Consider the following 25,348-nt stretch of genomic DNA (forward strand, 5'->3'; position numbering starts at 1 on the left):
TACTGCATAGAAGTACTACTCCGGCAGTGGCATGCGATATATTGCAGAAAGGGCCCGACCATGTGGATGCACACCGCTCGCCGGCCTTTGTTATCAGCCCCTACACCCGCCACTCCACCTCCGGCGTGTTGCGCACATGGAGCCGATTCCGGGCTTATCGCCTATAAGGTAGTACGATACCGCCGCCCTGCTCCTGTCAGACTACTTCCCGGCAATTCCTACCCCGGTCCTCGACGTCTTCTTGCAGCTAGAGCGAAAGCGCAAAGACGACGATGATGACAACTGAGCTACCAGGATAATCCTTGTTAGCGTTTTGATAGATCATTAACAACGCCAAGGTTCTTGCGGCGTAGCAGGGCTTCCATGAAGTAATAGTCGGCGTAGATAAGCGGCACGTCGACTTCGCTGTTGGCGGGTTTGGAACCGGTGCTATGCAAAAGCAGAAACCCGCGGCTGCCACCGAGCTTGGCCAGGTAGTGCTTGGTCAGGCTGCCGATCATCTTGTCGGCTTTGCTGCGGTACAGGGCACCGCTGGAGCTGTAGGTACTCAGCTCATAGAGGGCCGAGGCCATAACCGCCCCTGCCGACGCATCGCGCGGCTCGTTGGGAATACTAGGGGCGTTGAAGTCCCAATAAGGAATTAGGTCTTTGGGCAGATTGGGGTGATTGAGCAGGAAGCGGGCTACGTTTTCGGCTTGGGTGAGGTAGGCTTTGTTTTTGGTTTCGCGGTAGCACATGGTATACCCGTAGAGGGCCCAGGCCTGCCCACGCGCCCACGCCGATTCATTGGCGAAGCCTTGGTGCGTGGTTTTCTTGACCACCTGGCCCGTGAGCGTATCGTAATCAACGACGTGGTAGGAGCTGAAATCGGGTCGGAAGTGGTTGCGGAGCGTGGCGTTAGCGTGACTGACGGCTATTTTATAGAACGAGGAGTCGCCGGAGAGGCGGGCGGCGGCAAAGAGTAATTCCAAGTTCAGCATGTTGTCGATGATGACCGGGTAGCCCCACGTTTCGCGGTGGTGGTCCCAGGAACGCAGCGCCCCCACCTTCGGGTTGAAGCGCGTGCTCAGCGTGCGCGCCGACTCCAGGATGACCGCCCGATAATTGGGGTCTTGCGTGAGGCGGTAGCCCGTCCCGAAGCTGCAGTACACCTTGAATCCCATGTCGTGGGTGGTGGCGTTGGTTTTCTCTGGCTCGATGTTGGCGGTATAAGTTTTGGCTGCGGTGCGCCACTTCTCTTGGCCGGTGGCTTCAGCAAGCAGCCACAGGTAGCCGGGAAAGAAGCCGCTGGTCCAGTCGCGCGAGGCTACCAGCACTATTTCCCCGGTGGGTGTGAGCGTGCGCGGCGACACCAGCGCTGGTTTGCCAGGGGCTGCGGGTTTGGCTTGCGCGGCTTGGGGCACTTGTTTAAGCAGAAGAGTAGCCTGCGTTTCAGCCAGCTTCATGGTTTTCTTGGGCAACGTCGTCTGGCCCGACGCCTGGGCGGATAGCAATGCTAAAACTAAGCTGATGCGTATAGTCTTCATTTTGGGTTGCTCTTGGGTACAGTTTCCGCACAACATCCGGAAACAGGTAAGAAAATAGAATTGGGGTATTAGTTCAGCCAGATGAGGGGGTTGCGTACGGGCAGGTTGCGAATCACCTCTTCCACTTCAGGAGCGTGCTCGAGGCGTTGCCAAGTGGCAAACCACTCTTTGTTGCCGAATTGCACTGCTCCCAGCACCAGGAAGGGTTGTGCTACCGGCCAGTTGTCCCAGTACATCACGTCCTTGGCGGATGGCCACGTTTGCTTGTCGGCCACGTAGGGATACAGGTACTCGATGCCCCGGCGGATACCGCGCCCGTCGGGAGTCTGATAAACCCACAGGTTTTCGCGCTTGTCGCTTAAAATCTGGCAGATCATGGTCATGGCATCCAAGTTGAACAAAGAGTAACCGTAGGGCTTGGTGCGCTTGGTTTCCAAAGGGAAGGAGCCGTCGGCCGCCATCTGAGTAGGTAGAAGCACCGTTTTGTACCGCTCCCGGCAAAAGGTTAGGAGTTGTTGGTTGCCCGTAAGCCGGGCAAAGGCTGCCACCTGCATCACCCAACACGTGCCGTGGTTGTTGGCGGCATTCATTTCATCTTTGCCGTATTGGTGCGTTGTGAGCCAAGTCAGATACTGCGCAAACCAGTTTTTGATACCCATCAAGTCCTGACTGTTGATGGCCTTGGCCTGCTCTAGCACCAACACACCCTGCGCCACTTCCATCAGCTGAATGGTGTCGATGATGCCAATGCCGCGGCCCGTGAAGCTCCCCATAATGGCCTGCGCATACTGCAACGATGGGTTCATGCGCGTAGCCGGGTCCGTAAACCAAGCCCGCAGATGCACCAAAGCATGGCGCGCATATTGCGCGTCGTGGGTGAGTTGATAAGCCGAAGCCAGTGCGCCGATGATGCGGCTAAAGCGGATCATGGCTTGCCGGTGCGCCACAAAGTTATCGGGGTTGGTAAGGCCGTCGCGCTGGATGTAAGGGCCGGTGGGGTTAGCAGGGTCGGGCCACCAGTAGTCTCCTTCGGAAAAGAAGTCGTGGGGGCCGCCCGCACTGCGCGGGCTGGTACTGCTTGTCACCGTGACGGGCGCTTGCTGTAAAGCCCAGGCGGCTTGCTTCAGCACCTGCGCACGCAGTACTTCTACCGCTTGCCGTTCCAGCTTGCGGTCCGGGCGTCGAGCTTCGCTGAGGAAGGACGCAAGCAAGAGCAGCACGAGGTAAAACGCCTTTCGATTCATTGGAAGTGACTTGCAAACAGGATGGTTTATCGTTGTTTTTGAACGGTGTAGAGACTCGATATTTAACTGCCCCAACCTTCGGAGGCTGTAGCGCGAAGCTCTGCTTCGCGTGTCATTGCTGACTTCCAGACCGTGGCAACGATTATCGTTCAACGACACGCGAAGCAGAGCTCCGCGCTACAGCCAATTAGACAATGTCAGCAACGCCGAGACGCGAAGTATCGCGTCTCTACATCGTTCCTATTTTACCGCTTTTTCATAGCGTTAGCAATGCCGTTTCCAAGCCCGGCGACTGCACGGCCACGGCTGTTTTGCCGGGTTGCGCCGCCAGCCGGATAATGGCCCGGCCGTTGTAGACCTGCACTTTGCGCGAACCGCTACTAGTGCCCAAATCATCGAGCAATTTGCCCGCGCCGGCCAGCGAAAATTCCACCCAGTTGGCAGCGTCTAAGCAAGGCACGCCCGCGGTATCGAACAGCTTTACTTCCACAGTGGTCAGGCCATTGGCTTCAGCTACTTTTTGCAAGGTGAGCTTGGCTGGCTTGCCCCATTTCTGGGTTTGGTAGCGTAAGCTGATGTTGTCTTGCACGGTCTGTTTGCCTTGGCGGGCCACTACGCGCAACTGATTTTCGCCGGATATAAAGGGCACGTTCCAGTGCAGACCCGCCGCCGGGAAGTCTTGGCTGTCGCGCTTTTTCACGCCGTAGCTTTTGCCGTTCACAAACAGCTCGGCCTCGGTGCAGTTCGAATACACTTTCACCATTTTCAACTCACCTTCTGCACCCCAGCGCACTGGCCAAGAGTGCCCGTAGAGGTGCACCATAGGCGCCGTGGTCCAGTAGGACTGGAACACGTAGTACGCCTCCTTAGGCGTAAAATCGCGCTCCACTACGCCCTTCTGGTTCATGTAGGGAATGGGGTTGTCGGGGCGTACGGGCGTGGAGAAATCCTTGAACGGCCAGTAGGCAGTCCCGCTCAGCCAGGGCATGGTTTCCTGTTCTTTGAGGTGCCAGTCTACCAGGTTGCAAAGGTAACTTTCGCTCCAGTCGCCGTCTTTGGAGACGCGGGCACTGCCCCCGAATAGGGAAGCGTCGCCGGCGCGCTCATCGGCTTCTTTGCTGGCCGTGATTTCCGCCAGCGCGTTATCGGGGTTTTCGGAATGGCGACCGGCGTGGCTGTCGCCGCCCCATTCTACGTGCAGGAAGCGCTTCACACCTTGAAATTCTTTCTCGGTGGCTTCTTTATAGTCGGTGTAGATGCCGCGGTACCAACCAGCCCATATCGAGGGCGAATACACATCCACAATGTCTTTGCAGAAGTCGCAGCGGCGGATAGCGGTGTAGCGCGAGCGGTCTAGTTGGTGCGACAAGTCGTTGAGCTCGGTCATGAAGGCTCGGATCTTCTGCTTGTCAAACTCGGGGAAGTCGCCGGGCCAGTCGTTCTCATTGCCCAAGCCCCAGATGATGATGCTCGGATGGTTGTAGTGCTGCTGCACCATATTGGTGAGCATGCGTTTGGCCTGCGCTTGATACACCGGCCCGCCCAGCCCACCACGGCACCACGGAATTTCCTCCCAGACCAAAATGCCAAGCGAGTCGCAGAGGTTGAGCACGATGCGCGACTGTTGGTAGTGGCCTAGGCGGATGAAGTTGACGCCCATCTGCTTCATCATTATCATCTCCTGCCGAATCATGGGTTCGGTCATGGCGGCGGCCACACCGGCGTGGTCTTCGTGGCGGTGCGTGCCGCGCAACAGCAGACGCTGGCCGTTGAGCTTGAAGGGTCCTTTCTCCACAAAATCGGCGTGCCGGAACCCTACTTTCTCTTGCCGCTGATACGCCTGCGGGCCAGTGCCCACCGTAACGGCCACGGTGTAAAGCTGCGGCCGCTCCGGTGACCAAAGCTGCGGGTTTTTCACCGCAAACTGGTGCACGTCTATTTCCTCGGTTGATACCGGTAGCTTGCCTTGGTATTTGCCGACCTGCTTGCCTCGTGGGTCCAGCAAACGCACTACCACCAGAACCTGGACATTGGGCACGGCAGTAGGCAAGAAGCTAGCTTTCAACGTCAATGAGCCCGCTTTGCCCATTGCATCAACCTCGGCCTTCACCGCCAAACGCTCCATCGATACGGCTGGCAGGTACTCCAGATTCAGGTAGCGATACAAGCCCCCGTACACGTTGAAATCCGACAAATTGGAGGGTATCATCTCCAGGTCGCGGGAATTGTCGCAACGGATGCTAATTGGGATTTTGCCTTTGAATTGGTCTTTGTAGGCTGGGGTCTTTTGAAAATCGGCTATGGCCTGCGTGAGGTCCACGGTCCATTCGTCGTAGCCGCCGACGTGGCTGCCCACTTTGGTGGTGTAGAGGTAGACGTCAGTTTTCTGGCCCGCGCCTTCGAAATGCAGACGGGTCCGACCGTTGGCGTAGGGGTTCTGTATGTCCAATTGGGTGCGGTACCAGCCGGGGCCCTGGTAGTAGTTGGCGCTAGGGTCCACGGCGTCACGGGCGTTGAAGCAGTGAGGCAGCGTCACGGCTTCCCAAAGCGGCACACTTTCGGGGTTGCCGGCACCCACGGGCCGCACGGCTTCCCACACGCCCCCCAACTCCTGCTGCACGTATTCCCACCCGGTGGTCAGGCGGTTGACGCGCTGAGCCAAGGTGGGGGTTAGCGTTGCAAGCGCAACGAGCAGAGTGGCAATCAGTTTAGCTTTTAACACAATAATACCTTTCCTGTTCGGCTGTCAAGTCACGGCCTAGCGTTTACACGCCGAAGCCAAGCCAGGCAGCCGAAGATTTGAAGTGTTCTAGTAATGGGGTCCCGATTAGCAAGGGCTTTAGATAGCCCAGGGCGCCGACTGAAAATCTGGGTACAGCGCCAGTACTTGCGCGGCGTTCAGCGAAGAATATTCCTGCGCCGCACGCTGGAAAAGCATCAGCGCCGTTTCGTTGGAAGTTGGAGTCACGTCGGCGCGCTCTAGCTGCTTTTCTCGCAGCAAGTAGGGTTGAAACCACGCCACGGCTTTGCGTAGGCCGCGGCCATCGGGCGTGTTGTAGTTCCATAAATCAACGCCTACGTGCCGGGCCAAAACAGCTAGCTGCACCCATCCTTGCAGGTTCATGGAGGTGTAGTTCCAGGGCCGGGTGCGGTCTAGCTCCAGCGGCTGCGACCCATCGGGCGCGAACTGCACGGTCACGCGCGGCAATGTTTGGGTTTCGAGCGTGCGGCGGGCCAAGGCTTTATTGCCCGTGAACAAGGCAAAGTCCACCACTTGCAGGTCGTAGAAGGTGCCGTGGTTGTTTTTGTTGTTGCCCTCCGCCTTGCCGAGTTTGCTGGTAGTCAGCCACTCGGTGTACTGGCCGTACCAGGTTTTCAGGCCAGATACCAGCTTCGCATCCACGTTGGCGCTACCGTCAAGCAAGGCCAACGCCTCCGGAATTTCTACCAAGTGGCGCGTCTGAATGATGCCGTAGCTGCGGCCATCCGTCGTGCCAGGTATGCCTTGCCCGAAGTTCAGGTTCGGGTTCATGCGGGTGGCCGGGTCCAGGAAAAAGGTGCGCAGCTGCTGGGTTGCTTTGGTTGCGTACTTGGCGTCGCCGGAAAAGTAGTACGCCAGCGCCAGGGTCTTCACGTCTTTGCACACGCCCGCTAGGTTGGCATCGTCTTTCATGGCCTTCGCCTCCGGATTTACCAGGCCATCTTTTTGGATGTAGGGCTTGCCGTCGGGCTTGTTGGGGTCGGGCCAGAAGTAGGGCGCCTGCGACATGAAGTCGTGCTTGTCGCCGCTAGGTGGCAGTTTCGTTTTGTTGGTGATGGTGTACAGCTCGTGTGCAAGCGCCTGATCGGCTTGATTAAGTAGGGACTTGACTTGCTGCGTTTCCTGCTTGTCGCCGCGCTTGTAAGCCGCTTTGTAGGCCGCCATTTTGGTGGCATCGAGCAGCAGGAAGGGCTGAACTGGAGCAGCTTGCGCTGCCCCAACTGCGGCCCACAGGATCCAGACCAGGAAGCTGATGGGCCATTTGCTACGAGTGCCCATTAAATGTGTCCGGGGTTTTGCGTTAGGTTAGGGTTCAGCAGCAGCTCGGGTTGCGGCAGCGGAAAGAGGTAGTATTTGTCGTCGACTATGCGCGTGGGTGTGCTGGCTTGCACAGCTTGGCGCAGGCGCTTGAGCCGCACCAAGTCAAACCAGCGGTGGCCTTCCTGGCACAGTTCCCAAGCGCGCTCCTTCACCAGCAAATCCACGAAAGCGTCTTTGGTGGTCGTGCCCGTTAGCGGAGCTAAACCAGCACGAGTGCGCACAGCGTTGATGCCTTGGTACTTGGTGGGGTCATTGGCATTCAGGTTGTTGAGCGCCTCCGACTGCATGAGCAGCACGTCGGCGTAGCGCGTAATCAAGTAGTTGACGCGCGAATCGTTGACGATGCGCTTGGGGTCGCGGAACTTGTTGAAGTAGTAGCGCGGCAGCGTGGTGGTGCCGGCTTGGTTGCTGATGTTCCAGGCCCGGCGCACGTCGGTGGCGGCATAGGAAGCCACGAAGGCATCTTCCACAGTGAACGTCCCCAAACCAGCCAGTTGCGAAGGCAAAAACTGCCGCACAATGATACTCCCCGTGTTCGGTGGCAAATCAAACTGAATCGAGAAGATATGCTCGGGGCCGTTTTCCTTGTCCGGGTCGAATACATCGCCGTACACCGGCAGCAGACGGTAGGTGTTGGAAGCAATAACCTTGTTGCAGGCGCTGAGGGCGTTTTGGTTGTCGCTGCCTTGCGCGGCGGAGCTAGCGGCGCGGGTTAGATACGCCTTAGCCAGCAAGGCGGTGGCTGCCCCACTCGATACCCGGCCTTTCTCGCCGGCGGGTATCTGGCTTTCAGGCAGGCAATTCGCTTCGGCAAACTGTAAGTCCGTAATGATTTGCTCGTACACCTGTGCCAAAGGGGCGCGGGGCGGCCGGATATCGTCGGAAGGGCCTTTCACGGTGGCTAGCACCAGCGGTACGTCGCCGAAGCAGCGCACCAAATCCAAATAGCCCATGGCCCGTAGGAACCGCGCATTGCCCTCGATGTTGTTGCGGCGCGCCTCGTCCATGCTCACGGTGGGCACCTTCTCGATAACGTCGTTGGCCCGGTTGATCATCCGGTAGGTGTTGGTCCACCAGCTGTTGATTTCGGTGTTGGTGGACGTGTAAGTGAAGCGCGAAAGCTGAGCGCGCTCGTCAGTGCTGGAACCTACGCGGATTAGGTCGGCAGGCAGCTCCGTGATTTGCCAGCCGGTGCGGCCGAAATAGGTTTGCGGCAGCAAGGCGTTGAACACGCCGTTGAGGCCGGCCACGGCGTCGCCTTCGCTCTTGTAGAAGTTTTCGGCGGCAATGAAGTCGTAGGGCTTTTCTTCCAGGAATTTCTCGCAGGAAGACAGGCTCAGCATGGCCAGGCCCAGCAGGATGGTATATTTTTTCATCGGGAGTCAGGTGGGAAAGTGGGTGCGCGGGTTTAGAAGCCCAGCTTCAGGCCGGCAATAAAGGTGCGGGTGCTCGGGAAGGCGTTGTAGTCGGTGTTCAAGCTCAGGTTGTCGGCTCCGAACGAATTGACTTCGGGGTCGTAGCCGGAGTAGTCGGTCCAGGTCACCAGGTTTTGGGCCGTCACGTACACGCTGGCCGACTTTATAACCTTGCTGAATTTGGGCAGGGTGTAGCCTAGCGTCACGGTTTTCAGGCGCACGAAGCTGCCGTCTTCCAGCACGTCGTTCACGATGCCGGTGGAGCGGCGAATGGTGCTGCCCGCCCGCGGAATGTTGGTGTCGGTGTTGGTGGGCGTCCAGCGGTCAACTACCGTTTTCAGCTTGTTGGTTGAAGTCAGGCCCGATTCCAACTCGTAGCGGTTCAAGTTCAGCACGTCGGTGCCCTGCACGCCCTGAATGAACACGCTCAGGTTGAAACCTCCGTACTTAAACCCATTGGTTACGCCGTAAATGAACTTAGGCTGTGCCCGCCCGATGATGGTGCGGTCGGTGGCCGTAATGGCGCCGTCGCCGTTCAGGTCGCGGTAGCGCGGGTCGCCGGGACGCACCACGGTCCGGGTGCCGCTGTTGCGGATTTCCTCGACCGACTGCCAGATGCCATCAAACTCGTAGCCGTAGAACGAGCCAATCGGCTCGCCAATCCGCAGGATGCTGGTCTGGCCCAACCCCGAACCCACAAACAAGCTGGAGCTAGAGCTGCCTACAAACCGCTCGTACTCGCCGTTGAGGTCCAACACTTCGTTGCGGTTCAAGGAGAAGTTAAGGTTGGTGTTCCACGAAAACTTCTCACTGTCGAAGTTGGTGGTGTTCAAGGCAAACTCGACTCCCTTGTTTTGCACACTGCCCGCGTTCAAATAAATGCTGTTGTAGCCGGTGGTGCGCGGCGTCGATACTTGCAGCAGCAGGTCCGTGGTTTTCTTGTAATAGGCGTCAGCCGTGATGGAAATGCGGTTTTGCAGGAAGGCTACGTCCACGCCCACGTTGCTGGCCGCCGTGGATTCCCAGCGCAAGTCCGGGTTCACGATGTTGAGCGGTACCAACCCTACCAGCCGGCTGCTGCCCGAGGCATACGCGCCCACATCGTAGCGCGCCAGCGACTGGTAGTTACTGATTTCCTGGTTGCCAGTCACGCCGTAGCCGACCCGCAGCTTCAGGTCGCTCAGGAAACTGGCGCCCTTCATGAAGGGCTCATCGATGAGGCGGTAGGCAAAGGCCGCCGAGGGGAAGTAGCCCCACTTGTTGTTGCGGCCGAACCGCGACGAGCCGTCGGCCCGCATCGTGAACGTGAACAGGTACTTCTCGAACAAGCGGTAGTTGAGGCGCCCGAAGTACGAGGCCAGCGAGTTGGTGTACCGGCCCGAGTTCGGCGTCAGGATGTTGGCACCCAACGCTAGGTTGTCGGAGCCCAGCGTGTTGGTGAAGAAGTTGTTGGCGGTTGTGCCGAAGTCGTTGCCGTAGAACTGCTGAAAAGTGAGGCCGCCGACCACATTCAACGCGTTGTTTTCGTTGAGCTTACGGTCATACGTGAGCGTATTTTCGTTGAGCCAGCTGTAGCGGTTCTCCTCGCCCCGCGTGGCCGAGCCGTTGGTGAGGCGGCCCAGGAAGATGTCGGAAGGCCGGTACACGTCGGTTTGCCGGGTGCGGTAGTCGAGGCCTGCCGTCACGCGCAAAGTCAAACCTGCCAGGAGTTCGTAGTTGCCGGCTACGTTGAACAGCCCGCGGCCGGTGGTGCGGTTGTCCTTGGTTTTGTTGGCGTACGCCACCGGGTTGCCCACGTCTTCCACGTAGGGCAAGGGCGTATTGGAGTAGATATATTGGCCGAATTCGTCGCGCACTGGCACAATGGGGCTGATACGCAGCGCATCAAGCAGGACCCCGCCGAAGCTGCCGCCCTGCGAGTTGACCAGCGCCCGTTTCTCCAGAGTGCCCGCAATCTGGCTGGCCAAGCTGAAACTGAGCTTGCGGCTGATTTTGCGGTCCAGGTTCAGGCGGATGGTGCCGCGCTGGAAGCCGGAGTTCAGGATGATGCCCTGCTGGTCGAAATAGTTGAAGCTCAGGTTGTAGCGGGTTTCGTCGTTGCCACCGTTGAAGCCGAGCTGATAGTTGCTCATCCGGGCCGGCCGCAGGATTTCATCCTGCCAGTCGGTGCCTTCCCCTAGGGCATCAATCTGCTCCTGGGTGTAGGGCAGCGGCAACGGGCTGGCGGAGCCTTCGTTGCCCTGGGCTTGCACGTCGTTGAGGTATTCGGCAAACTCGGGGGCGTTCATTAGTTCGTACTTGTTGCGCACCACTTGCACCCCGGTATAAGCTTCGAAGTTGATGGTGTTGCGGCCGGCTTTGCCTTTCTTGGTGGTGATAAGTACCACGCCATTGGCCCCGCGCGAGCCGTAAATAGCGGTGGCCGAGGCATCCTTGAGAATCTCCACCGACTCGATATCGGAGGGGTTGATGGAGTTCAGGTCGCCGGCGCCGGGAAAGCCGTCCACCACGAACAGCGGCTCGTTGCCGGTATTGATGGAGTTGGTGCCGCGGATACGAATCGAGACGTTGCCGCCCGGCTCGGAGTTGGTTTGCGTTACCTGCACCCCACTCACGCGGCCCTGCAAAATCTGGTCGACGCGGGCTATGGGCGTTTCCGATACTTGCTCGGCGGAAATAGAAGCCACCGAGCCGGTCACGTCGCGCTTGCGCTGGGTGCCGTAGCCGACCACCACCACATCATCGAGTTCGGTGGTTTTCTCTTTCAACTGCACAGGCTCCACCACCGAGTTGCTGCCCACGCGCACTTCGGTTGGTTCGAACCCAATAAAAGAGAAAATCAACACTGGGTCGTTGCCCGCTGCCACTGGCAACGTGAACTTGCCGTTGGTGTCGGTGGACGTACCGGTGGTGGTGCCCTTGATGATGACCGACACGCCCGGCAGAGGGGTTTTGTCGGTGGCGCTCAATACAGTTCCGGTTACTTGCTTGGTTTGGGCGTGCGCCGAAAGTGATACTGCTAATGCGGCTGGGAGCAGCAGGTGGGTAATTTTTTGCATGGGACTCAGAGCTTGTGGGAAGGAAGAAAGGAGTTCTCGGTTAGCTCGAATTAACTGGTTGTAATTCAAGCTAGTCACAGAAAAAGCAAAGCTGCGAGCTAGTATGGTCAGCTAAAGGAAATGAAGTGGCGTTCGGTTTGTGCTGGTGGCGCATGCGCCGTACTGGCGCGGCGCAAGCACTCGGCGGGGTCGCGCTGTTGCAGCCAATCGACGAGGAAGGAGGCCAGAAAGGCGGCGCTGTTGAACGGCTTTTCCTGCTCGGTTGCTGGCGGGCAAGTGAACAATTCATGGTTGGTCCACAGCAGGGCGCCGCCCGTTTCCTGAAGCACGCAAATAGCCTGCAACCCGAACCGCCCGGCTAGCCAAGGCAGCGCGGTTACGGGGTCGGCAGGTTGGCCGAGCCACCCCATAATTTCCGTTAGCTCCTGCCCCTCCAGCTTCACCAAGTCGGCCTGCTGTAACAGGTACTTCACCACCTCCCGGCTGTAGTGTTGCGGCCGCAGGTTCACATCGAACACCTTGAGAGGGGCGTCAAGCAGCAGCCGATAAAGCGTTTCGCGCGAAGTAAAATTGCGGGCCGCCAGCGAAGTGTAAACCAACATCCGCGCCTCACGCACCGTTGTGCGCATCGCCGCCGAATACTGAATGTAGTCCCAGGCTACGGGCTCAACTATCTTGCAGCTAGCTTCCCGATCTTGGTAAGCTGTGGTTTTGACCACGCCCGTCAGGTGGGTTTTGCTTAACTGAATCAAGCAATCTTTCAAGCCTTTGCCGGCACTAAAAGCCAGTAGTTCTCTGCCCAGTTCGTCGTCGCCGATGCGGCTAATAAGCTGCACCGACTGGCCGAGTTGGTGCAGGTGCAGAGCTAGGCGTAGAGCATCGCCGGCCGGTTGCCGGCCGGTTGGCTGCATGTCCCAAAGAATATCCCCGAAGCAGGCTATGGTGGCAGATGAACTCATTGCGGCGGTGGTTTCTACAAATGTGCACCACTCACCCTGCTCGCTGTTTGCTGATTTGTTTCAAAGATTGTTCAAACCGGCAACTTTATTCAACCTGTTTATAATCAGTTTGTTGCTAAACTAAAAAGGGAGGCTGTTTTAGACTCGTTTGCGATTTTGTAACACGCATTTCAACAAATCTTTCAGTTGGGCGGGGCCAGTTGCAAAGCGCGAAACTCGGAGGGCGAAAGCTGGTAGCGGGCCTTGAAGCTGGTCGAGAAATAAGACAGGGAAGAGAAGCCGGTTTCGTAGGCAACGTCGGTAATGGAAAGCGAATCATCGAGCAACAAGTCACGCGCTTTGCTTAGGCGCAAGCTCTGAATGAAGTCGGTGACGCCGGTGCCGAGTACGGCTTTGACTTTGCGGTAAAGCTGCATTCGCGAGATGCCCAAGCTGCGGGCCACGTCCTCCACGCTCAGGTCGGCTTTGGTGAAGTTGGCTTCCACTATGGCTGTTAGCTCGGCCACGAATTTTTGGTCGGCGTTGGCGGCCGGCACCACCGCCTCCACCGACAACTGCCGGCGGAAATGTTCGCGCTGCCGGTTGCGATTAGCGAGCAGCGTACGGAGGCTTTCTAATAGAAAGGTGGGGTTGAAAGGCTTGGTTAGGTACAGGTCGGCGCCGGCTTGCACACCTTCCACTTGCTGCTCGGGCGCGTTGCGGGCCGTAAGCAACACCACCGGAATGTGCGAGGTCCGCCAGTCGTCGCGTAGCTGCGTGACCACTTCCAGCCCCGTCAGGCCCGGCATCATCACGTCGCACACAATCAGGTCCGGAATCAAGTCAGTAGCCATCCGAAAGCCGGTATGGCCATCAGTGGCGCTTTCCACCCGGAAATGGGTACGCAGCTTCCGGGCCACAAAATCGTTGACTTCGGGGTTGTCTTCAATAACGAGTACCAGCGTCTCGCTTTCCGTTTCCGAAGCCGGCTCTTTCACCTCGGTGCCGAAACTACTGACGATGGCCTCGGGCTCCTGCAATGCAAAGCTGACGGGAGCCAGAGTGCCCGTGGCGCGCAAGTTTTCGGGCAGTTCGCGGGGGAGCGTTACCACGAACGTACTGCCTTGCCCAACTCGGCTGCTGAACGTGAGCTGGCCCTGGTGTAGGCGGACCAAGCCCTGCGCCAAGGCTAAACCCATGCCGGAGCCCTTGGCGCCGGCGTCCTGGTCGCCCTGGTAAAACCATTCGAAAATGTGGGCCCGGTCTTGGTCGCTGATGCCGCAGCCCGTGTCGGCCACGCTTACCCGCAGCGCCCGCTCACTGTCGCTGGCTTGCAGGCTGATGGTTATTTGTCCCTGGTCGGGCGTGAACTTCAAGGCATTAGACAATAAGTTGAAAAACACCTTGTCCAGCACGTTGCCATCAAACCAAGCTATTAGCTCGGGCTCGGCCGCCAAAAACTTGATGCGCACACCTCGCTGCCGGGCCGGCTTCTCAAACAAATCCACGATGTCGCGCACGAAGGCTACCAGATTGCCTTCGGCGGCGCGCACGGCCATTTTTCCGACTTCGATTTTGCGGAAGTCCAGGAGCTGATTCACTAGTTGCAGCAGGCGCTGGGTGTTGCGCCGCACTAGGGTCAGATCTTGCTGCTGGGCTGCCGTCAGGTCGGGGCTGCTGGTCAAGAGTTCTTCTACAGGGCCCAAAATCAGCGTCAGGGGCGTGCGTAGTTCGTGGGAGAAGTTGGTGAAGAAGCGCAGCTTGGCTTCGGTGTCGGCGCGGGCTTGCTGGGCCAGCACTTCCAACTGATTGCGCTGCGACAGAATTTCCTCGTTCTGCTTTACCAGCTGGTGATTGATCTTGACGTTTTCGGCGTTTTGATCGGCTAGCTGCTGGTTGATCTGGCGGTTACGCCGCGCCGAATGCCAGGCCATAGCGCCCAGGGCCACCGCACCTAAGAGGGTGGCAATCAAGCCGTACAGTATGCTTTGCTGGCTGGCATACGTGGCGCGCAAACTCTGCAGTAACCGATGCTGGCGCTCGATATCCCGCTTATCGGTTTGCTGCTGCATGGCCAGCACGTTGGTCGAGTCGATCAGCAACGTGCCCAGGATGTTTTCCCGTTGGTAGGGCTCTTGGTTCAATATTTTCAGCGCCGTACGAATAGCTTCTTCCCCGCCGGGTGTGTATTGCACCGTGGCCGTCAGCACGCCTTGCTGCACCAGGTCCAAGCCCCGGCCTTTGCCCACGAGCCCATCCACGCCAATAATGCGCACCTGCTTGGTAAGGCCTAAGTCCTGGCATACTTCGTAGGCGCCGCGGGCCATGCCGTCGTTGTGCGAAAAAATCAGGGTTACTTCCGGGTGGGCCTTCAGCGCGGCGGTTAGAGCGGGCTTCAGGTCTGCTTTTTCCCAGGTGCCATTTATCTGGCTCACGACGTGCATCCCAGGAGAAGCCGCCAGCGCTCGAATGAAGCCTTGGTGACGGCCCGAGGCAGCCGAGGAGCCCGGCAACCCCAATATTTCAATGATGTTGCCTTGCTGGTGCAAAAGTCGGGCGGCAAACTGAGCGGCCAACTGCCCGACTTCCTGGTTATTGCCCCCGACGTAGGCCGTGTACTTATCAGAGGTGATTCGCCGGTCGAGCAGCACCACCGGAATCCCGCGCTGGAAGGCCTCCTCCACGGCTGGTGTCAGTGGCGCGGCTTCATAGGGCGAGACGATGAGCAAGTCGATGTCACTGCGCAGCAACTCTTTTATTTGCTGCCGCTGGCGGCCACTGTTGTTTTCCGCGTTCAGCATTTGCAGCTGCACTTCCGGATGGAAACTTAGCTCTCTTTCCATGCCCTCCAGCATGGCCCGGCGCCACGGACCGGCCACACTATACTGCGAGAAACCAATCCGGTAGGCGGGCCGCTGCACCGATTGCGCACAACCTGCCAACAACGACCAAATGGGCGTCAACAATACAAGCAGTCGTATTCGGAGTAGTAGCACGCTATTCAAAGAAAGTTGCGCGGAGCAAAAGGTGGGAAACCAAGCAACGTAATCAAAGATAGAAGATTCAGGCGAGCCAGCAGCCTTGGAATAAGCCAGCTTGGTCGGCTTGAAGCAGAATGTCTTGCCAGGGAAAACTGACTGTTTTCGGGGAATCCGTTTGCCCAGTAAAGGCCCGTTTATTGGCAGCTATCCTCGCGGCCGGTGGTGTTTCCGCCTGTTCAATGGATAGCTGGCCGAGTGGAAATGTAGCTTCGGTACCGAAGGCAAAGACCTTGTGCGAGGCGCAAGCCTACGTGAGAAAATCAAGTGCTGTCAGCGTCGGGCAAGCCGCCGAAGTCTGAAAACCTGCCGAACTTGCCGCCCATGAAGCATTTGATAGATATGGCCACTTGGCCGCGCCGCGAGCATTTCACGTTTTTCTCGTCTTTCGAAGAACCGTTTTTCGGGCTGGTGGCCGAGGTGGACTGCACCCGCGCCCGGCTTGAAGCGCAGCGGCTGGGCGTATCGTTTTTTCTGTATTACCTCTATCAAGCATTGCAGGCCGCCAACGAAGTGGAAGCGTTCCGCTACCGCATCGACCAAGGCCAAGTCTACTGCTACGACCGTATTCACGCCTCGGCTACCATCGGTCGTCCGGACCACACATTCAGCTTTTCCTTTATCGAACAGCAGGACAACTTAACTGATTTCATAATTGCTGCCACCGCAGTTATAGCCAGCGTCCAGCAAACCAGTGGCTTGGGGTTAAACGAAACCACTGCCCGGCCCGACGTGGTGCATTGCTCGGCCGTGCCGTGGGTACGCTTTACGGGCCTTACCCACGCCCGTAGCTTCCAGCGCCCCGATAGCGCCCCCAAGATTTCGTTTGGCCAAACCTACCTGGACGGCGCCACTGAGCGTATGCCCGTATCGGTGAACGTGCATCACGCCCTGGCTGATGGGTACCATGTTGGTTTGTTTTTGGCGGCATTTCAGCGCCGCTTGGGCTAGTTGCGCCTTCGGCGACGAAGGAGGAGCAAGCAGCAGTGCCGTGGGCTTTGCGGTGCACGGGGCGCCCCCAGCGGCCTGGCTTCCGTGGCCTGAACGCCACTGACGTTGATGGTAAGCACGCTGTGCTTGATAGAAAAAGAAGCTTGCTCGATGAAGTAGGGAGTGTGCAGTAGCGCCTGGCAGTATCCATCTGTGCTTTTCACTTTGTCTGGGTCTGGTAGGGCCTTTCAAACCAAACCTGCCAGCTACCGGTATATGCGCTCAGGCTCCTTCTTTCACCTCTTGCGCAATGTTAAATCCTGCCGCATTTTTCCTTAACCAAGCCGAAGCTAGTTCTCAGCAGATTCACTTTATCTACAACCTGAAGGGCCGGCGCGTCGAGTACGTAAATGTGGCCTACGAACGAGTGCTGCATGGCAGCCAGGCAAAAGTCAACGACGAGCTGCCAACTCTGCTGGCGCATCTCCCCCCCGACGACCTGCCGTGGTTGCGTCGCTGCTGGCAGCTCTGGGTTCAAGGGCGGCTCTCCGATGAGGTAGAGGTGCGCCTGCTTCGCCCCGGCAAACCCGACCAGTGGCTGTGCCTGCTACCTAGTTGGCAGCAGGACGCGGATGGTATGATATGGCTCGGGGGTACCCTGCGCGACATCACAGTCGGCAAACGCGCCCAGCAAACCAACGTCAAGTACAGTTCCAAGAAAAATACCGTACTGGAAATTTTAGCGCACGACTTAGCTGGCGCTTTCGTCTCGCTTCAGCAGCTAGCCAGCTACGTGCGCGAAGAAATGAGTGCGCAAACAAGCCCGCAAGTGAGCGAAATGCTGCACCTGATGCAGAACACGAGCCAGCGCGGCGTGCAACTGATTCGGGACCTTATGAATCAGGAGTTTCTCGAATCGGCCACCATTCCCCTGAAGCGCGAGCGGGTGGACCTACGGGAAAAAGTGCAGCAGTGCCTGGAACCGTTTCAGCGTATGGGTGGCCGCGAAGCCAAACAGTTGAGTTGGCACCTGCCGCCCGAACCAGTGTATGCCGACGTAGATACCAGTAAGCTCATGCAAGTTGTTTCGAACTTGGTAAGCAACGCCTTGAAATTTACGCCTGACGAAGGCCGCATTACCGTGCGTGTAGAGACTGCCCCCGATGGTGTGCTTATCACCGTAGCAGACGAAGGCATCGGTATTCCTGCGGCACTACAGCCGCTTTTGTTTGAGCGCTTCACCAAAGCCCGGCGTCCGGGGCTGCGGGGGGAGCCCACTACTGGCCTTGGCTTGTCGCTGTGTCAAACTATTGTCTCGCTCCACCAAGGTACGCTCACGGTGGTCAGCGTTGAAGGCCAAGGCAGCACTTTCACTGTGAAGCTACCTAAGGCAGCTTCATCGACCAGTTAAAACAAGGGCGGAATGAAGGTAACAGCCATCCTTTCAATCAATTAATTGAACAGGATGGCTGTCTTTACCTCCGCTTTATTCATAGAGTAGAACTAGCTCAACGACTGATAATTTAGCGCCCATTCAGCAGTGGCAACGGTAGCAGCTAGCCTTTATGGTCTATGCTGGAACGAACCGATACGGGCCACAACAACGGTTTCTTGCAACGACTACCTGTTTTGGGCAGGCAGCAGCTAGCCTTGGCGCACCTCATTCGGGAAGGTGACAGGTAAGAAAGAGAGCTTAGGGTAAGTAAATGTTAGTTGCAACTTGACCTGATTTTACATGTTCAGTTACAGGAAGAGTTGTATTCGGTTCGATTATTGCATAGTACTGAAAGCATATTTGCCTACATTGAGAGTTGTTAGCATTGATTGCTAAAAATTACCTCTCGCTCCTGTTTAGGCTACTATTAGTTGTTTATATTTATAGAAAGCAAATACAGCTTATTGTATTTTACCTTGCCAATGACTACATTATTCTTCCAAGCTCCACCGGCTGTTCTCTCGTCAAGTGAGCAGGAGCATTGGCTTCAGCGCCTGAAAAAAGCCGAGAGCCTCGTAGGTATTGCCGACGCAGGAATACCCCAAGTTAGTTTGGCAACTCTGGATCTACTCCAACGCTACGTGCGTGGCGAGCTGACCTTGGAGCAAGTTGTCCGCTTGCAATCCCAACGCTTACCACGCTACTGAAACGACGTAACAGGAATAGGCCGTTTATTCTAACTCACGCAGTCGTATTCCTTTTGCAGGAACGTCAATCGGTTCTCGCTGGCTTTTTTGCCACAGGTAAGGCTAGCTAGATCGATGGCCGTTCAATTAAACAAGTGACATCTAAAATCCATCAGGAGGCAGTTTTTCAAACAAACTGCTCGGATAGCGTAACGTGCTAACGACGGCAAAGACGCGGCTCACGGGGAACCAGAACTGAGCGTGCCAAGTATCTAGTTGACTTGGGTGTGGTCCCCGAAAGCATACAGAGACTAGTTCGCTTTCACAAGTAGTATGGGAGCAAAGCTTGCCATTATTGCATTGCTACTTGTTGATACCATACCTTGCAGCTCTTGTGCTTGCTGCCTGTGTCTGCTTTATTTTCGCCGTTGATTTCCTGGTTTGTTGCGCTACTTGTGTTGAGCGCGGGTATGATTTACAGTCTACGGACCGGCAAACTCACTTTGCGAGGCGCCGGTACCGGAGGCTTGTTGGGCATTCTAATTTTTTTGGGTGCCGGCTTTACCGGCCTAGTATTGTTGAGTGTTTTTTTCCTATTTGGCTCGGCTGCCTCGGCTTGGAGACGTGCCGACAAGCAACGCCTAGGGCTGGCTGAAGCCAATCAGGGGCGCCGTACCGCTGCTCAAGCGTTAGCCAATGCGGGTGTGGCCAGTATAGCAGGGCTGTTGAGTTGGCTGATTTGCGCGTATGCTCCGTTTTTCCAGCTTCTACTAGCTGGCAGCTTGGCCGCCGCAACTGCCGACACGCTTTCGTCTGAACTAGGCAACGTGTATGGCCGCCGCTTCTACCATATTCTTACGTTGCGCCCTGATGTACGGGGGCGTGATGGGGTGGTCAGTTTGGAAGGCACCTTACTAGGATTGGGTGGCAGTGCCCTCATTGCGGCCGTCTACAGTATCGGGTTGGGCGAGTACCGAAACTTTGGGTGGGTCCTGCTCGCTGGCGCAGTCGGTAATCTAGCTGATTCCGTGCTTGGCGCCACGCTAGAGCGGAAAGGCTTACTTTCCAATAACGCCGTAAACACACTCAATACCCTTGTAGGAGCAGGCACAGCCGCGCTCTGCTATGCACTGTTCGTACGGTTATGAAGCGCGCCAGTTTCAGCCCACATGATTTTACCTGACTAGCAAGGCTACGCCAAGGAACTATGGATTACGCTATAAATTAACACCGAAAAAGCACCAAAGGAATCTACAAGCAAGAGCGCATCAGAGGTTGAAAGCCAGTAACGATTCAGCAAGCCTAGTAAGCCGATTCTTGCAAAAACTCTTGAAGAAGTTCGAAGACGCTCTTTTCAGTCGAATGTCGATTCTTAGTGAACAGCCTGCTTGATGCGGAGAACAGGTTTACGTAATCTGGTTCGCGTATTGAAAGCAGCTTCGGGTACTCTTCTCATACCGCCCAACGGTGAGGACGCTGATGCCTGCCGTAGCAGTTTGGCCCCACAGCTGACCTATCAGTCCAGGGAGCATATCCGTGATGAAAGGCAAGTTATGGGGACACTATACTCATGCCCGACTCGTACCAATACAACTTAGATAGACAACGATAAGAGGCTATAGGCTGGACACAGCTTCGCCACCGACTCAGTGCCGCGTGGCTGGTTGGGTCGGTGTCTTGGGCAGCAGGAGCTAAAAGCTATACTGGCAACGGCCGTGGTACTAATGGTACCACAAGCACATTAAGAAAACTTGAGTAAGTAACTCGAAGTTGGGGAGAGGGAGTACTGCGGCAATTAGCGCACAAAAAATCCTTTGGCCTCCCAAGCTTTCACATTCTGGGCGCGCACAAAGCGGGTTTCAATATGGCCCCAGGCATCTTGCTTGTACATAACTACTTTACCTTCCTCCCGAAGGTGCAGCGCAACCAATTGGTCGGCATGCGAAACGATAGGAGCAGCAACTTCGCTGGATTTGCGAGGACGGGGGCGTTTAACGGGTGTTGACATGCCTAGGGAACGGCAGAATGTGCAAAAGGGTGCATTTCAGGCCACATGTATAGCAGAAAAATCTTTGCGGCAAAGATTTTTCTCCCTGCTTCTGCTCTTCAACCCATTCTAGTACAACAAGATATCTGTCCAATCAGCGAGCACAAAGCGCCGTTTTTAAATTGGTTGTTTGAAGCACAAAAAGGACATTGTAGCTCTGTAACTTCTTTTTTGTCTGATGTTGGACTGACGGAGGACGAGGCCGCAAAAATGCGGGGCAAATAATTAACACTCAAAAAGGTGAACCTAGCACGCGCAAACGGAGTATCACAGAGTGATAACAGCAGAATTATGTGGGAGCGGGTTGGTATTAAATAGTGTCTTCGTTTTAAGGTCGGGTTAATTCGAAATTGCTTGTGTTTGTATTAATCGCTGCTTTTGGTTTTTATTTTTCGTGCTTATGAGTCCTTTTTCCTCATTGATTCCTGGTGATGATGACATCCGGCTGGAAGCCCTTAATCAGTACCAACATCTAAGTGCTTTAGGCGGAGAGCTTTTCAACGATTTGGTGCAGCTGACGGCCAAGCTGTTTGCGGCTCCTATTGCGCTAGTGTCGTTGGTGGAGAAGGAAACGGTGCATCTAGCTAGCTACGTGGGCCATTCGGGCGTTGAGCGGATCGGCCGGCATGAAAGCCTGTGTTCGGTGGCTATTTTAAACCAGGCAACCACTGTGTTCGAAAGCCTATCCGACGACCCCTGCGTACTAATTGACCCGTGGATAATCAAATCCCTAAACCTGCAATTCTATGCTGGACACCCCCTGCGCACGTCGCAAGGCCACGCCATTGGTAGTCTGTGCGTAATTGACCGGCGGGCCCGGGCTTTCTCGGTGCCGGAACAAAACTTGTTGGCGTCGTTGGCGAAGGTGGTGATGCACCTGCTCAACCTGCGCGCCTGCCTAGCGCAGGACCCGCAGACTGCGCCAGCGCTCTGGTCGGGTATTTACAGCCGCATTATTTCTCCGCTAACGCGCATCCAAACACTAGCCGAACTCATCTGCCGACACGAAAACCCCGATACGACGGTGGTGCAGTTCTACCACAAAGCCGTGCGCGATGAAACCGCATTAATTGCCTGTATTCTTAACGAGGAAACGGTAACAGCTTTCTAGTCCGCCAATACTACCTGATTCGAGTTCTTTCAAGAGCAAAGGCTAGAAGCAACACCTCGCAACTACGCAATATCTCACTCTGTTGCCTTTCCTGGAAAGGCAGAGTAACATCATAACTTTCCTGCCTTAATAGTATAGGCGTGGGCGTTACTTCTTCCATTTGTGCGCAGTGTGGATAGCAGTTTCCAGCCTATGGGCTTCCCGTTTTTCTATGTTCCAGCTGATGTTGTCCAACGACGAAGTGTGGAGCAAACGCTGAGCTACTTCGAAAGAAGAGTCGTTTCTGAAATGTGCGAGAGTTGCACCTGTTGCTCGCGAAGTTGCTCATCTTCTAGAATGGGCCAAGTGAAAGGGATTGTAACGGCAGAATCGGTTTGTCGAAATGTCCGGCTAGGCTACTTCTATGTTTCTCTACCATTGCTTTTATCCTGAGAGAGTCGTGGCGGAACCGGATTCTACTATTATCCGTCTTTCAGCCGTTTCTCATTGCCTAGCACAACATATTTCAAGTGAGGGCACTTCTGCATGGTAAGTTATACGAGGTAGAACACCTCCTCCGGCATGGCATCGTTGTGCGTGTCTCGGCTTACTTTCTGGTTTGGCCCTGAGGCTGAATCCTTCTACCTACCTCCGGAAGTATGTATTTCCCGCACTCAGTTCAGTGGGCAGACCTTAATTAGCTCGTCGTACGAGCGGAGTAAAGAACATCCCATAACTAATCAGCCGTTTTTGCTGGCTGTAGGTGCGTAACAGATCAGTGAACCTCTCAGGCATTTGTTTGGCCCAGAAGAGTGTGTCACAGGACTAGCCCGTGGTTCATATCGTGAGGCCAACTAGTATAGCTTTGGGCAGTTTTATAAGAGCACTGTTAGTTTTTAAGTAAAAATGCTTCTTTCTAAGAAAAGTCTACTACTCAAACAGAAGGTGCGGTCTGTTTCTCAGCGATGCGTGGCACTTTGTTCTTGTTTGCAAGCGCCCTGTTTTATACATGAGTGTACCCGAATTTAGTAAGCTGCTCTTCCCCTAAGACGGACGTTGAGCGCTCGGCTACAACTTCCGAATCCAGTTTTCTTTCAATCCGTCTTACACATCATTCGATACCTGTGAGCACGACCCACGTCTCTGGACTTTCAGCTAGGCTGGTGAGGAAGTTCACGGATTCAGCAAGTGCATGATTGTGGCACTTTTCTACAACTATATAGAGAAGCTTAGATACAAGGAAAGTAAGGCATCCACTGCCATATACCCTTTTTGTAGAGGAATCTTGCGGACGAAAAGTGTCTGTTCTGTTATCTGTTGCCTAAGAGCGTCTTTCTAACCTCGGAAAGATTGGTACCTGATTTGCAACCGAGGTATTTGCCAGTTCAGTAATGATCTGGCCGTTAGCAATTTTCAGTTAGGTAATCGACCTGCCAAATTGTTTTCGTGCCCCCTTTTCAGGTTGGTTCTATAGCTTCCTCCACCGAAGAAGCACAAAAGCCTGCCTGCCGTCCTACTTGCACCTCTATTCGCCGCTATGAAACTCAATCATTCAGGCTTTCAGACTTTATCTGCGGCCCAACAAGACCAATACGTGCACGAGCACGGCCAATTCTTAGCCCACCGCTGGCACGAGAATTACAGCATCGAGCTCTACGCCCTCGGCTCGTTTTACTGTGAGCGGTGGCTCGAACAAGAATGCCTAGAACCCGAGCGACTCCGAATTCTACCTGTGGGTGCTTGCTTGGAGCACTATCCCTCCTACCAGTTCGTTTCGCTTTATTGACCAACATACTCAATTGAACTCCTTAGCAGGTTGGCTGCCTTTCTCTCATAAGTAACATTGTTTTCGAGCTTCGTGACATGCTAGCAGCTAGCGCGGTTGCGTTCAAACTAGTTAGAGCACAGCTAGTGGATAGTGTTATCCGCAAAGGAGGCCGGTTACCGGCAGCCACATGCATCAATCCAGACACTAAAAGAAATTAACCCAAGTTCGTCCTCATAGCAGACAACGGCCCGGTGAAGCAACTAAGAAGTTGTTTCACCGGGCCGTTGTCTGCTATGAAATGAAGGGCCTGCGAGTTCTCACTTTGATAAGAATACCAACAAGATTGTTCGAGCAACCCTAGATTGTTTTGCTACTGCCTCAGTCCCTTTTCTTGTAGCCTTTAATTTTGCCTTGGTTGAGCACTTCCTGTAGTACTTTGGGAGGCAATGGAGTATTGGCTCCCTCAAATTGATCAAGGTAGTAATTCAGGGCTTCATCTGTTAGATCCTTGATCTTGACCCGGTCGTAAAATTGCGCCTGCTTGATGCGCAGATAGGTTTCAAATTTTATTTGCGAGTTGAAGGGCACCTGTTCCGGCACCGATGAGGGAACGGGGCTATTGGCCAAGGGAACTATCCCTGGCCCCTCCCCTCCCCTATCGGAGACTGGTTGCTTGCGTGCAGGTAACGAGTTCCTCTCAGCTACTTCTTGGCGGGCCGGTGGTGTATCGCGAAGGGCCTCAATAACTGGTACCGGTGGCGGTGTGCCAGCAGGATTCTCCGATAAGGTTGGCCGGGGTTTGTCTTTGTAGCGGTCCAGCGCAGGCCGCGACGTAGTTTTGGCGGAATTATTTGGCATGGAGGTGCAGTAAAATTTCGTCTGTTAAAGCTTCGTAATCTTCGGCTCCCGTGGAATCCGGAGCATAGTCAAACAGGCCAGTACCCGCCATTTGAGCATTGGGAATAGCGGTGCTCTGGCGAATAGTGGTTTGAAATACCGGCACCTCCTTGCCGTAATGGTCTTTGATTAAATCAACGACATCGTGGCGCAGACGAGCCCGGTAAGCCGGAGAGTATTTGGTGAAAAAGATACCACCAACTTGCAATGTTGGATTAATCCGCCGCCGTAGCCGGGTGCACGTATTGATTAGGTTAGTTAAGCCTTCAAACCCGTAGAATTCGGGGTCAACTGGGATATAAAGCAGATCCGTGGCAGCGAGGGCAATCCAAGTAAGGGTACCTATGCTGCCTTTGGTATCAATCAGGCAATAATCGTATTCAGAGGCTACCATCTCTAGAATGTCGGCCAGGCGGGTTGAGTGCTCGGCATCCCAGCCCGGAAGTTGGGCCTCGTTGGCTTCCATTTCTGCGCTAGCCGGTAGCAAGTCGGCATTGTCACCTACCGGCCGAATCACCGCGTGAATATCGTCGAGAGAAAACTCGCCTTTACGCATAAGCAGCATGCCTACGTGTTCTGGAATATCGGCTCCTTCGAACGAGATAGTAAGACTGCGCTGTGGGTCACAGTCGCAAAACAGGACCCGTTTACCTCGCCGCGCTAAGGCAAGACCAACGTTGAGGACCGAAGTAGTTTTCCCTACCCCTCCCTTGTTATTTGAGAAACAAAGAGTTTGCATAACAGGCAAAATAATGATGAGCAACCGCAAGTAAAGAATTTTTACATAAAGACGTTGAGACGATTAAGCATACTTATCTCTATACGTTTAAACGTTCTAATGCATAATCATGAATCTATCTTTGCCAAGCTTTGTAGCAGATTTTATTTCTTGTAGCTGGGGGTTAGCAAGGAGTGTAGACAAAACCATAATACGTACGCCATAACATATATACGTTTAAACGTTACGCATTAATCTGTCTATACGTTTGAACATTTTTACGTGTAAACGTTCACGCATTACAACACTTATACGTATGCAGCATAAGTGTTAAAATGCAATGCCAGGTGTTTTTTCACCTGCGAAGCCAGCATCTTGTAAAACAGATTAGTACATACATACGTTTATACATAAGGACGTATTGTATATATTATATGTACAAACGTACGTGTGTATAAACGCTTAGTTCACAAATA

The 25,348-nt window shown here is 55.2% G+C and carries 18 protein-coding genes; 7 read left to right on the forward strand and 11 right to left on the reverse strand.

The annotated features are described in order from the left end of the window. The first annotated feature begins 26 nt into the window (after nt 1-26). Nucleotides 27-167, forward strand: coding sequence for a hypothetical protein (locus tag ACFE7X_RS12075; RefSeq protein ID WP_375435925.1), 141 nt, complete (start codon nt 27-29; stop codon nt 165-167). A gap of 138 nt (nt 168-305) precedes the next feature. Here ACFE7X_RS12075 and ACFE7X_RS12080 read toward each other — a convergent pair whose 3' ends face one another. The 8 genes from ACFE7X_RS12080 to ACFE7X_RS12115 all read right to left on the reverse strand — a co-directional run bounded on the left by ACFE7X_RS12080 (nt 306) and on the right by ACFE7X_RS12115 (nt 15,229). Beyond that, a complete protein-coding gene (locus tag ACFE7X_RS12080) occupies nt 306-1,526 on the reverse strand; it encodes a glycoside hydrolase family 88 protein (RefSeq protein WP_375435926.1) in 1,221 nt (406 codons plus the stop codon). Between the two features lie 68 nt (nt 1,527-1,594). Next, nucleotides 1,595-2,770 (reverse strand): alginate lyase family protein, encoded by a 1,176-nt coding sequence (locus tag ACFE7X_RS12085; protein ID WP_375435927.1) that lies wholly within the window; start codon nt 2,768-2,770, stop codon nt 1,595-1,597. 256 nt (nt 2,771-3,026) lie between these two features. Beyond that, complete coding sequence (locus ACFE7X_RS12090; RefSeq protein WP_375435928.1) at nt 3,027-5,492, reverse strand: glycoside hydrolase family 2 TIM barrel-domain containing protein; 2,466 nt, start codon at nt 5,490-5,492, stop codon at nt 3,027-3,029. A gap of 117 nt (nt 5,493-5,609) precedes the next feature. Then, the gene (locus ACFE7X_RS12095; RefSeq protein WP_375435929.1) at nt 5,610-6,809 is read right to left on the reverse strand and encodes an alginate lyase family protein; all 1,200 of its coding nucleotides are present in this window, start codon (nt 6,807-6,809) and stop codon (nt 5,610-5,612) included. Next, nucleotides 6,809-8,227 (reverse strand): RagB/SusD family nutrient uptake outer membrane protein, encoded by a 1,419-nt coding sequence (locus tag ACFE7X_RS12100; protein ID WP_375435930.1) that lies wholly within the window; start codon nt 8,225-8,227, stop codon nt 6,809-6,811. Before ACFE7X_RS12100 ends, ACFE7X_RS12095 begins: the two co-directional genes overlap by 1 nt. Nucleotides 8,228-8,259: 32 nt before the next feature. Next, on the reverse strand, nt 8,260-11,325 hold the full coding sequence (locus ACFE7X_RS12105) for a SusC/RagA family TonB-linked outer membrane protein (RefSeq protein ID WP_375435931.1): 3,066 nt from the start codon (nt 11,323-11,325) through the stop codon (nt 8,260-8,262). 107 nt (nt 11,326-11,432) lie between these two features. After that, on the reverse strand, nt 11,433-12,284 hold the full coding sequence (locus ACFE7X_RS12110; protein WP_375435932.1) for a PfkB family carbohydrate kinase: 852 nt from the start codon (nt 12,282-12,284) through the stop codon (nt 11,433-11,435). A gap of 182 nt (nt 12,285-12,466) precedes the next feature. Further along, the gene (locus ACFE7X_RS12115; protein ID WP_375435933.1) at nt 12,467-15,229 is read right to left on the reverse strand and encodes a substrate-binding domain-containing protein; all 2,763 of its coding nucleotides are present in this window, start codon (nt 15,227-15,229) and stop codon (nt 12,467-12,469) included. A gap of 396 nt (nt 15,230-15,625) precedes the next feature. Here ACFE7X_RS12115 and ACFE7X_RS12120 point away from each other — a divergent pair, with 396 nt between their 5' ends. From ACFE7X_RS12120 to ACFE7X_RS12135, 4 genes are all read left to right on the forward strand, one after another. After that, on the forward strand, nt 15,626-16,252 hold the full coding sequence (locus ACFE7X_RS12120) for a CatA-like O-acetyltransferase (RefSeq protein WP_375435934.1): 627 nt from the start codon (nt 15,626-15,628) through the stop codon (nt 16,250-16,252). A 289-nt stretch (nt 16,253-16,541) separates the two neighbouring features. Continuing rightward, nucleotides 16,542-17,642, forward strand: coding sequence for an ATP-binding protein (locus tag ACFE7X_RS12125; RefSeq protein WP_375435935.1), 1,101 nt, complete (start codon nt 16,542-16,544; stop codon nt 17,640-17,642). Between the two features lie 506 nt (nt 17,643-18,148). Then, nucleotides 18,149-18,373, forward strand: a complete 225-nt coding sequence (locus ACFE7X_RS12130) for an antitoxin VbhA family protein (RefSeq protein ID WP_375435936.1) — start codon at nt 18,149-18,151, stop codon at nt 18,371-18,373. A 386-nt stretch (nt 18,374-18,759) separates the two neighbouring features. Next, entirely contained in the window at nt 18,760-19,500 is a 741-nt protein-coding gene (locus tag ACFE7X_RS12135) for a TIGR00297 family protein (protein WP_375435937.1), read from the forward strand. Between the two features lie 647 nt (nt 19,501-20,147). Here ACFE7X_RS12135 and ACFE7X_RS12140 read toward each other — a convergent pair. Continuing rightward, the gene (locus tag ACFE7X_RS12140) at nt 20,148-20,360 is read right to left on the reverse strand and encodes a hypothetical protein (RefSeq protein WP_375435938.1); all 213 of its coding nucleotides are present in this window, start codon (nt 20,358-20,360) and stop codon (nt 20,148-20,150) included. Between the two features lie 439 nt (nt 20,361-20,799). Between ACFE7X_RS12140 and ACFE7X_RS12145 the strand changes: the two genes are divergently transcribed. Both ACFE7X_RS12145 and ACFE7X_RS12150 read left to right on the forward strand, forming a co-directional pair. Further along, complete coding sequence (locus ACFE7X_RS12145; RefSeq protein ID WP_375435939.1) at nt 20,800-21,510, forward strand: GAF domain-containing protein; 711 nt, start codon at nt 20,800-20,802, stop codon at nt 21,508-21,510. 1,516 nt (nt 21,511-23,026) lie between these two features. Next, nucleotides 23,027-23,275: a hypothetical protein gene (locus ACFE7X_RS12150; RefSeq protein WP_375435940.1), complete on the forward strand. Its 249-nt coding sequence runs from the start codon at nt 23,027-23,029 to the stop codon at nt 23,273-23,275. Nucleotides 23,276-23,635: 360 nt separating this feature from the next. Here ACFE7X_RS12150 and ACFE7X_RS12155 read toward each other — a convergent pair whose 3' ends face one another. Together ACFE7X_RS12155 and ACFE7X_RS12160 are read right to left on the reverse strand one after the other, a co-directional pair. Beyond that, nucleotides 23,636-24,115, reverse strand: a complete 480-nt coding sequence (locus ACFE7X_RS12155) for a hypothetical protein (protein ID WP_375435941.1) — start codon at nt 24,113-24,115, stop codon at nt 23,636-23,638. Beyond that, nucleotides 24,105-24,893, reverse strand: coding sequence for a ParA family protein (locus tag ACFE7X_RS12160; RefSeq protein ID WP_375435942.1), 789 nt, complete (start codon nt 24,891-24,893; stop codon nt 24,105-24,107). Before ACFE7X_RS12160 ends, ACFE7X_RS12155 begins: the two co-directional genes overlap by 11 nt. Nucleotides 24,894-25,348: the final 455 nt, after the last annotated feature.

Origin of the sequence: uncultured Hymenobacter sp., assembly GCF_964242765.1 — a bacterium.
In the GTDB taxonomy this organism is placed as follows: Bacteria; Bacteroidota; Bacteroidia; order Cytophagales; family Hymenobacteraceae; genus Hymenobacter.

What these genes read in the sequence shown, in the direction of transcription:
- ACFE7X_RS12125 (WP_375435935.1), top strand. Translation starts at nt 16,542, where the DNA reads ATGTTAAATCCTGCCGCATTTTTCCTTAACCAAGCCGAAGCTAGTTCT.
- ACFE7X_RS12150 (WP_375435940.1), top strand. Translation starts at nt 23,027, where the DNA reads ATGAAACTCAATCATTCAGGCTTTCAGACTTTATCTGCGGCCCAACAA.
- ACFE7X_RS12095 (WP_375435929.1), bottom strand. Translation starts at nt 6,809, where the DNA reads ATGGGCACTCGTAGCAAATGGCCCATCAGCTTCCTGGTCTGGATCCTG.
- ACFE7X_RS12080 (WP_375435926.1), bottom strand. Translation starts at nt 1,526, where the DNA reads ATGAAGACTATACGCATCAGCTTAGTTTTAGCATTGCTATCCGCCCAG.
- ACFE7X_RS12130 (WP_375435936.1), top strand. Translation starts at nt 18,149, where the DNA reads ATGACTACATTATTCTTCCAAGCTCCACCGGCTGTTCTCTCGTCAAGT.
- ACFE7X_RS12105 (WP_375435931.1), bottom strand. Translation starts at nt 11,325, where the DNA reads ATGCAAAAAATTACCCACCTGCTGCTCCCAGCCGCATTAGCAGTATCA.
- ACFE7X_RS12110 (WP_375435932.1), bottom strand. Translation starts at nt 12,284, where the DNA reads ATGAGTTCATCTGCCACCATAGCCTGCTTCGGGGATATTCTTTGGGAC.
- ACFE7X_RS12140 (WP_375435938.1), bottom strand. Translation starts at nt 20,360, where the DNA reads ATGTCAACACCCGTTAAACGCCCCCGTCCTCGCAAATCCAGCGAAGTT.
- ACFE7X_RS12085 (WP_375435927.1), bottom strand. Translation starts at nt 2,770, where the DNA reads ATGAATCGAAAGGCGTTTTACCTCGTGCTGCTCTTGCTTGCGTCCTTC.
- ACFE7X_RS12100 (WP_375435930.1), bottom strand. Translation starts at nt 8,227, where the DNA reads ATGAAAAAATATACCATCCTGCTGGGCCTGGCCATGCTGAGCCTGTCT.
- ACFE7X_RS12120 (WP_375435934.1), top strand. Translation starts at nt 15,626, where the DNA reads ATGAAGCATTTGATAGATATGGCCACTTGGCCGCGCCGCGAGCATTTC.
- ACFE7X_RS12155 (WP_375435941.1), bottom strand. Translation starts at nt 24,115, where the DNA reads ATGCCAAATAATTCCGCCAAAACTACGTCGCGGCCTGCGCTGGACCGC.
- ACFE7X_RS12160 (WP_375435942.1), bottom strand. Translation starts at nt 24,893, where the DNA reads ATGCAAACTCTTTGTTTCTCAAATAACAAGGGAGGGGTAGGGAAAACT.
- ACFE7X_RS12145 (WP_375435939.1), top strand. Translation starts at nt 20,800, where the DNA reads ATGAGTCCTTTTTCCTCATTGATTCCTGGTGATGATGACATCCGGCTG.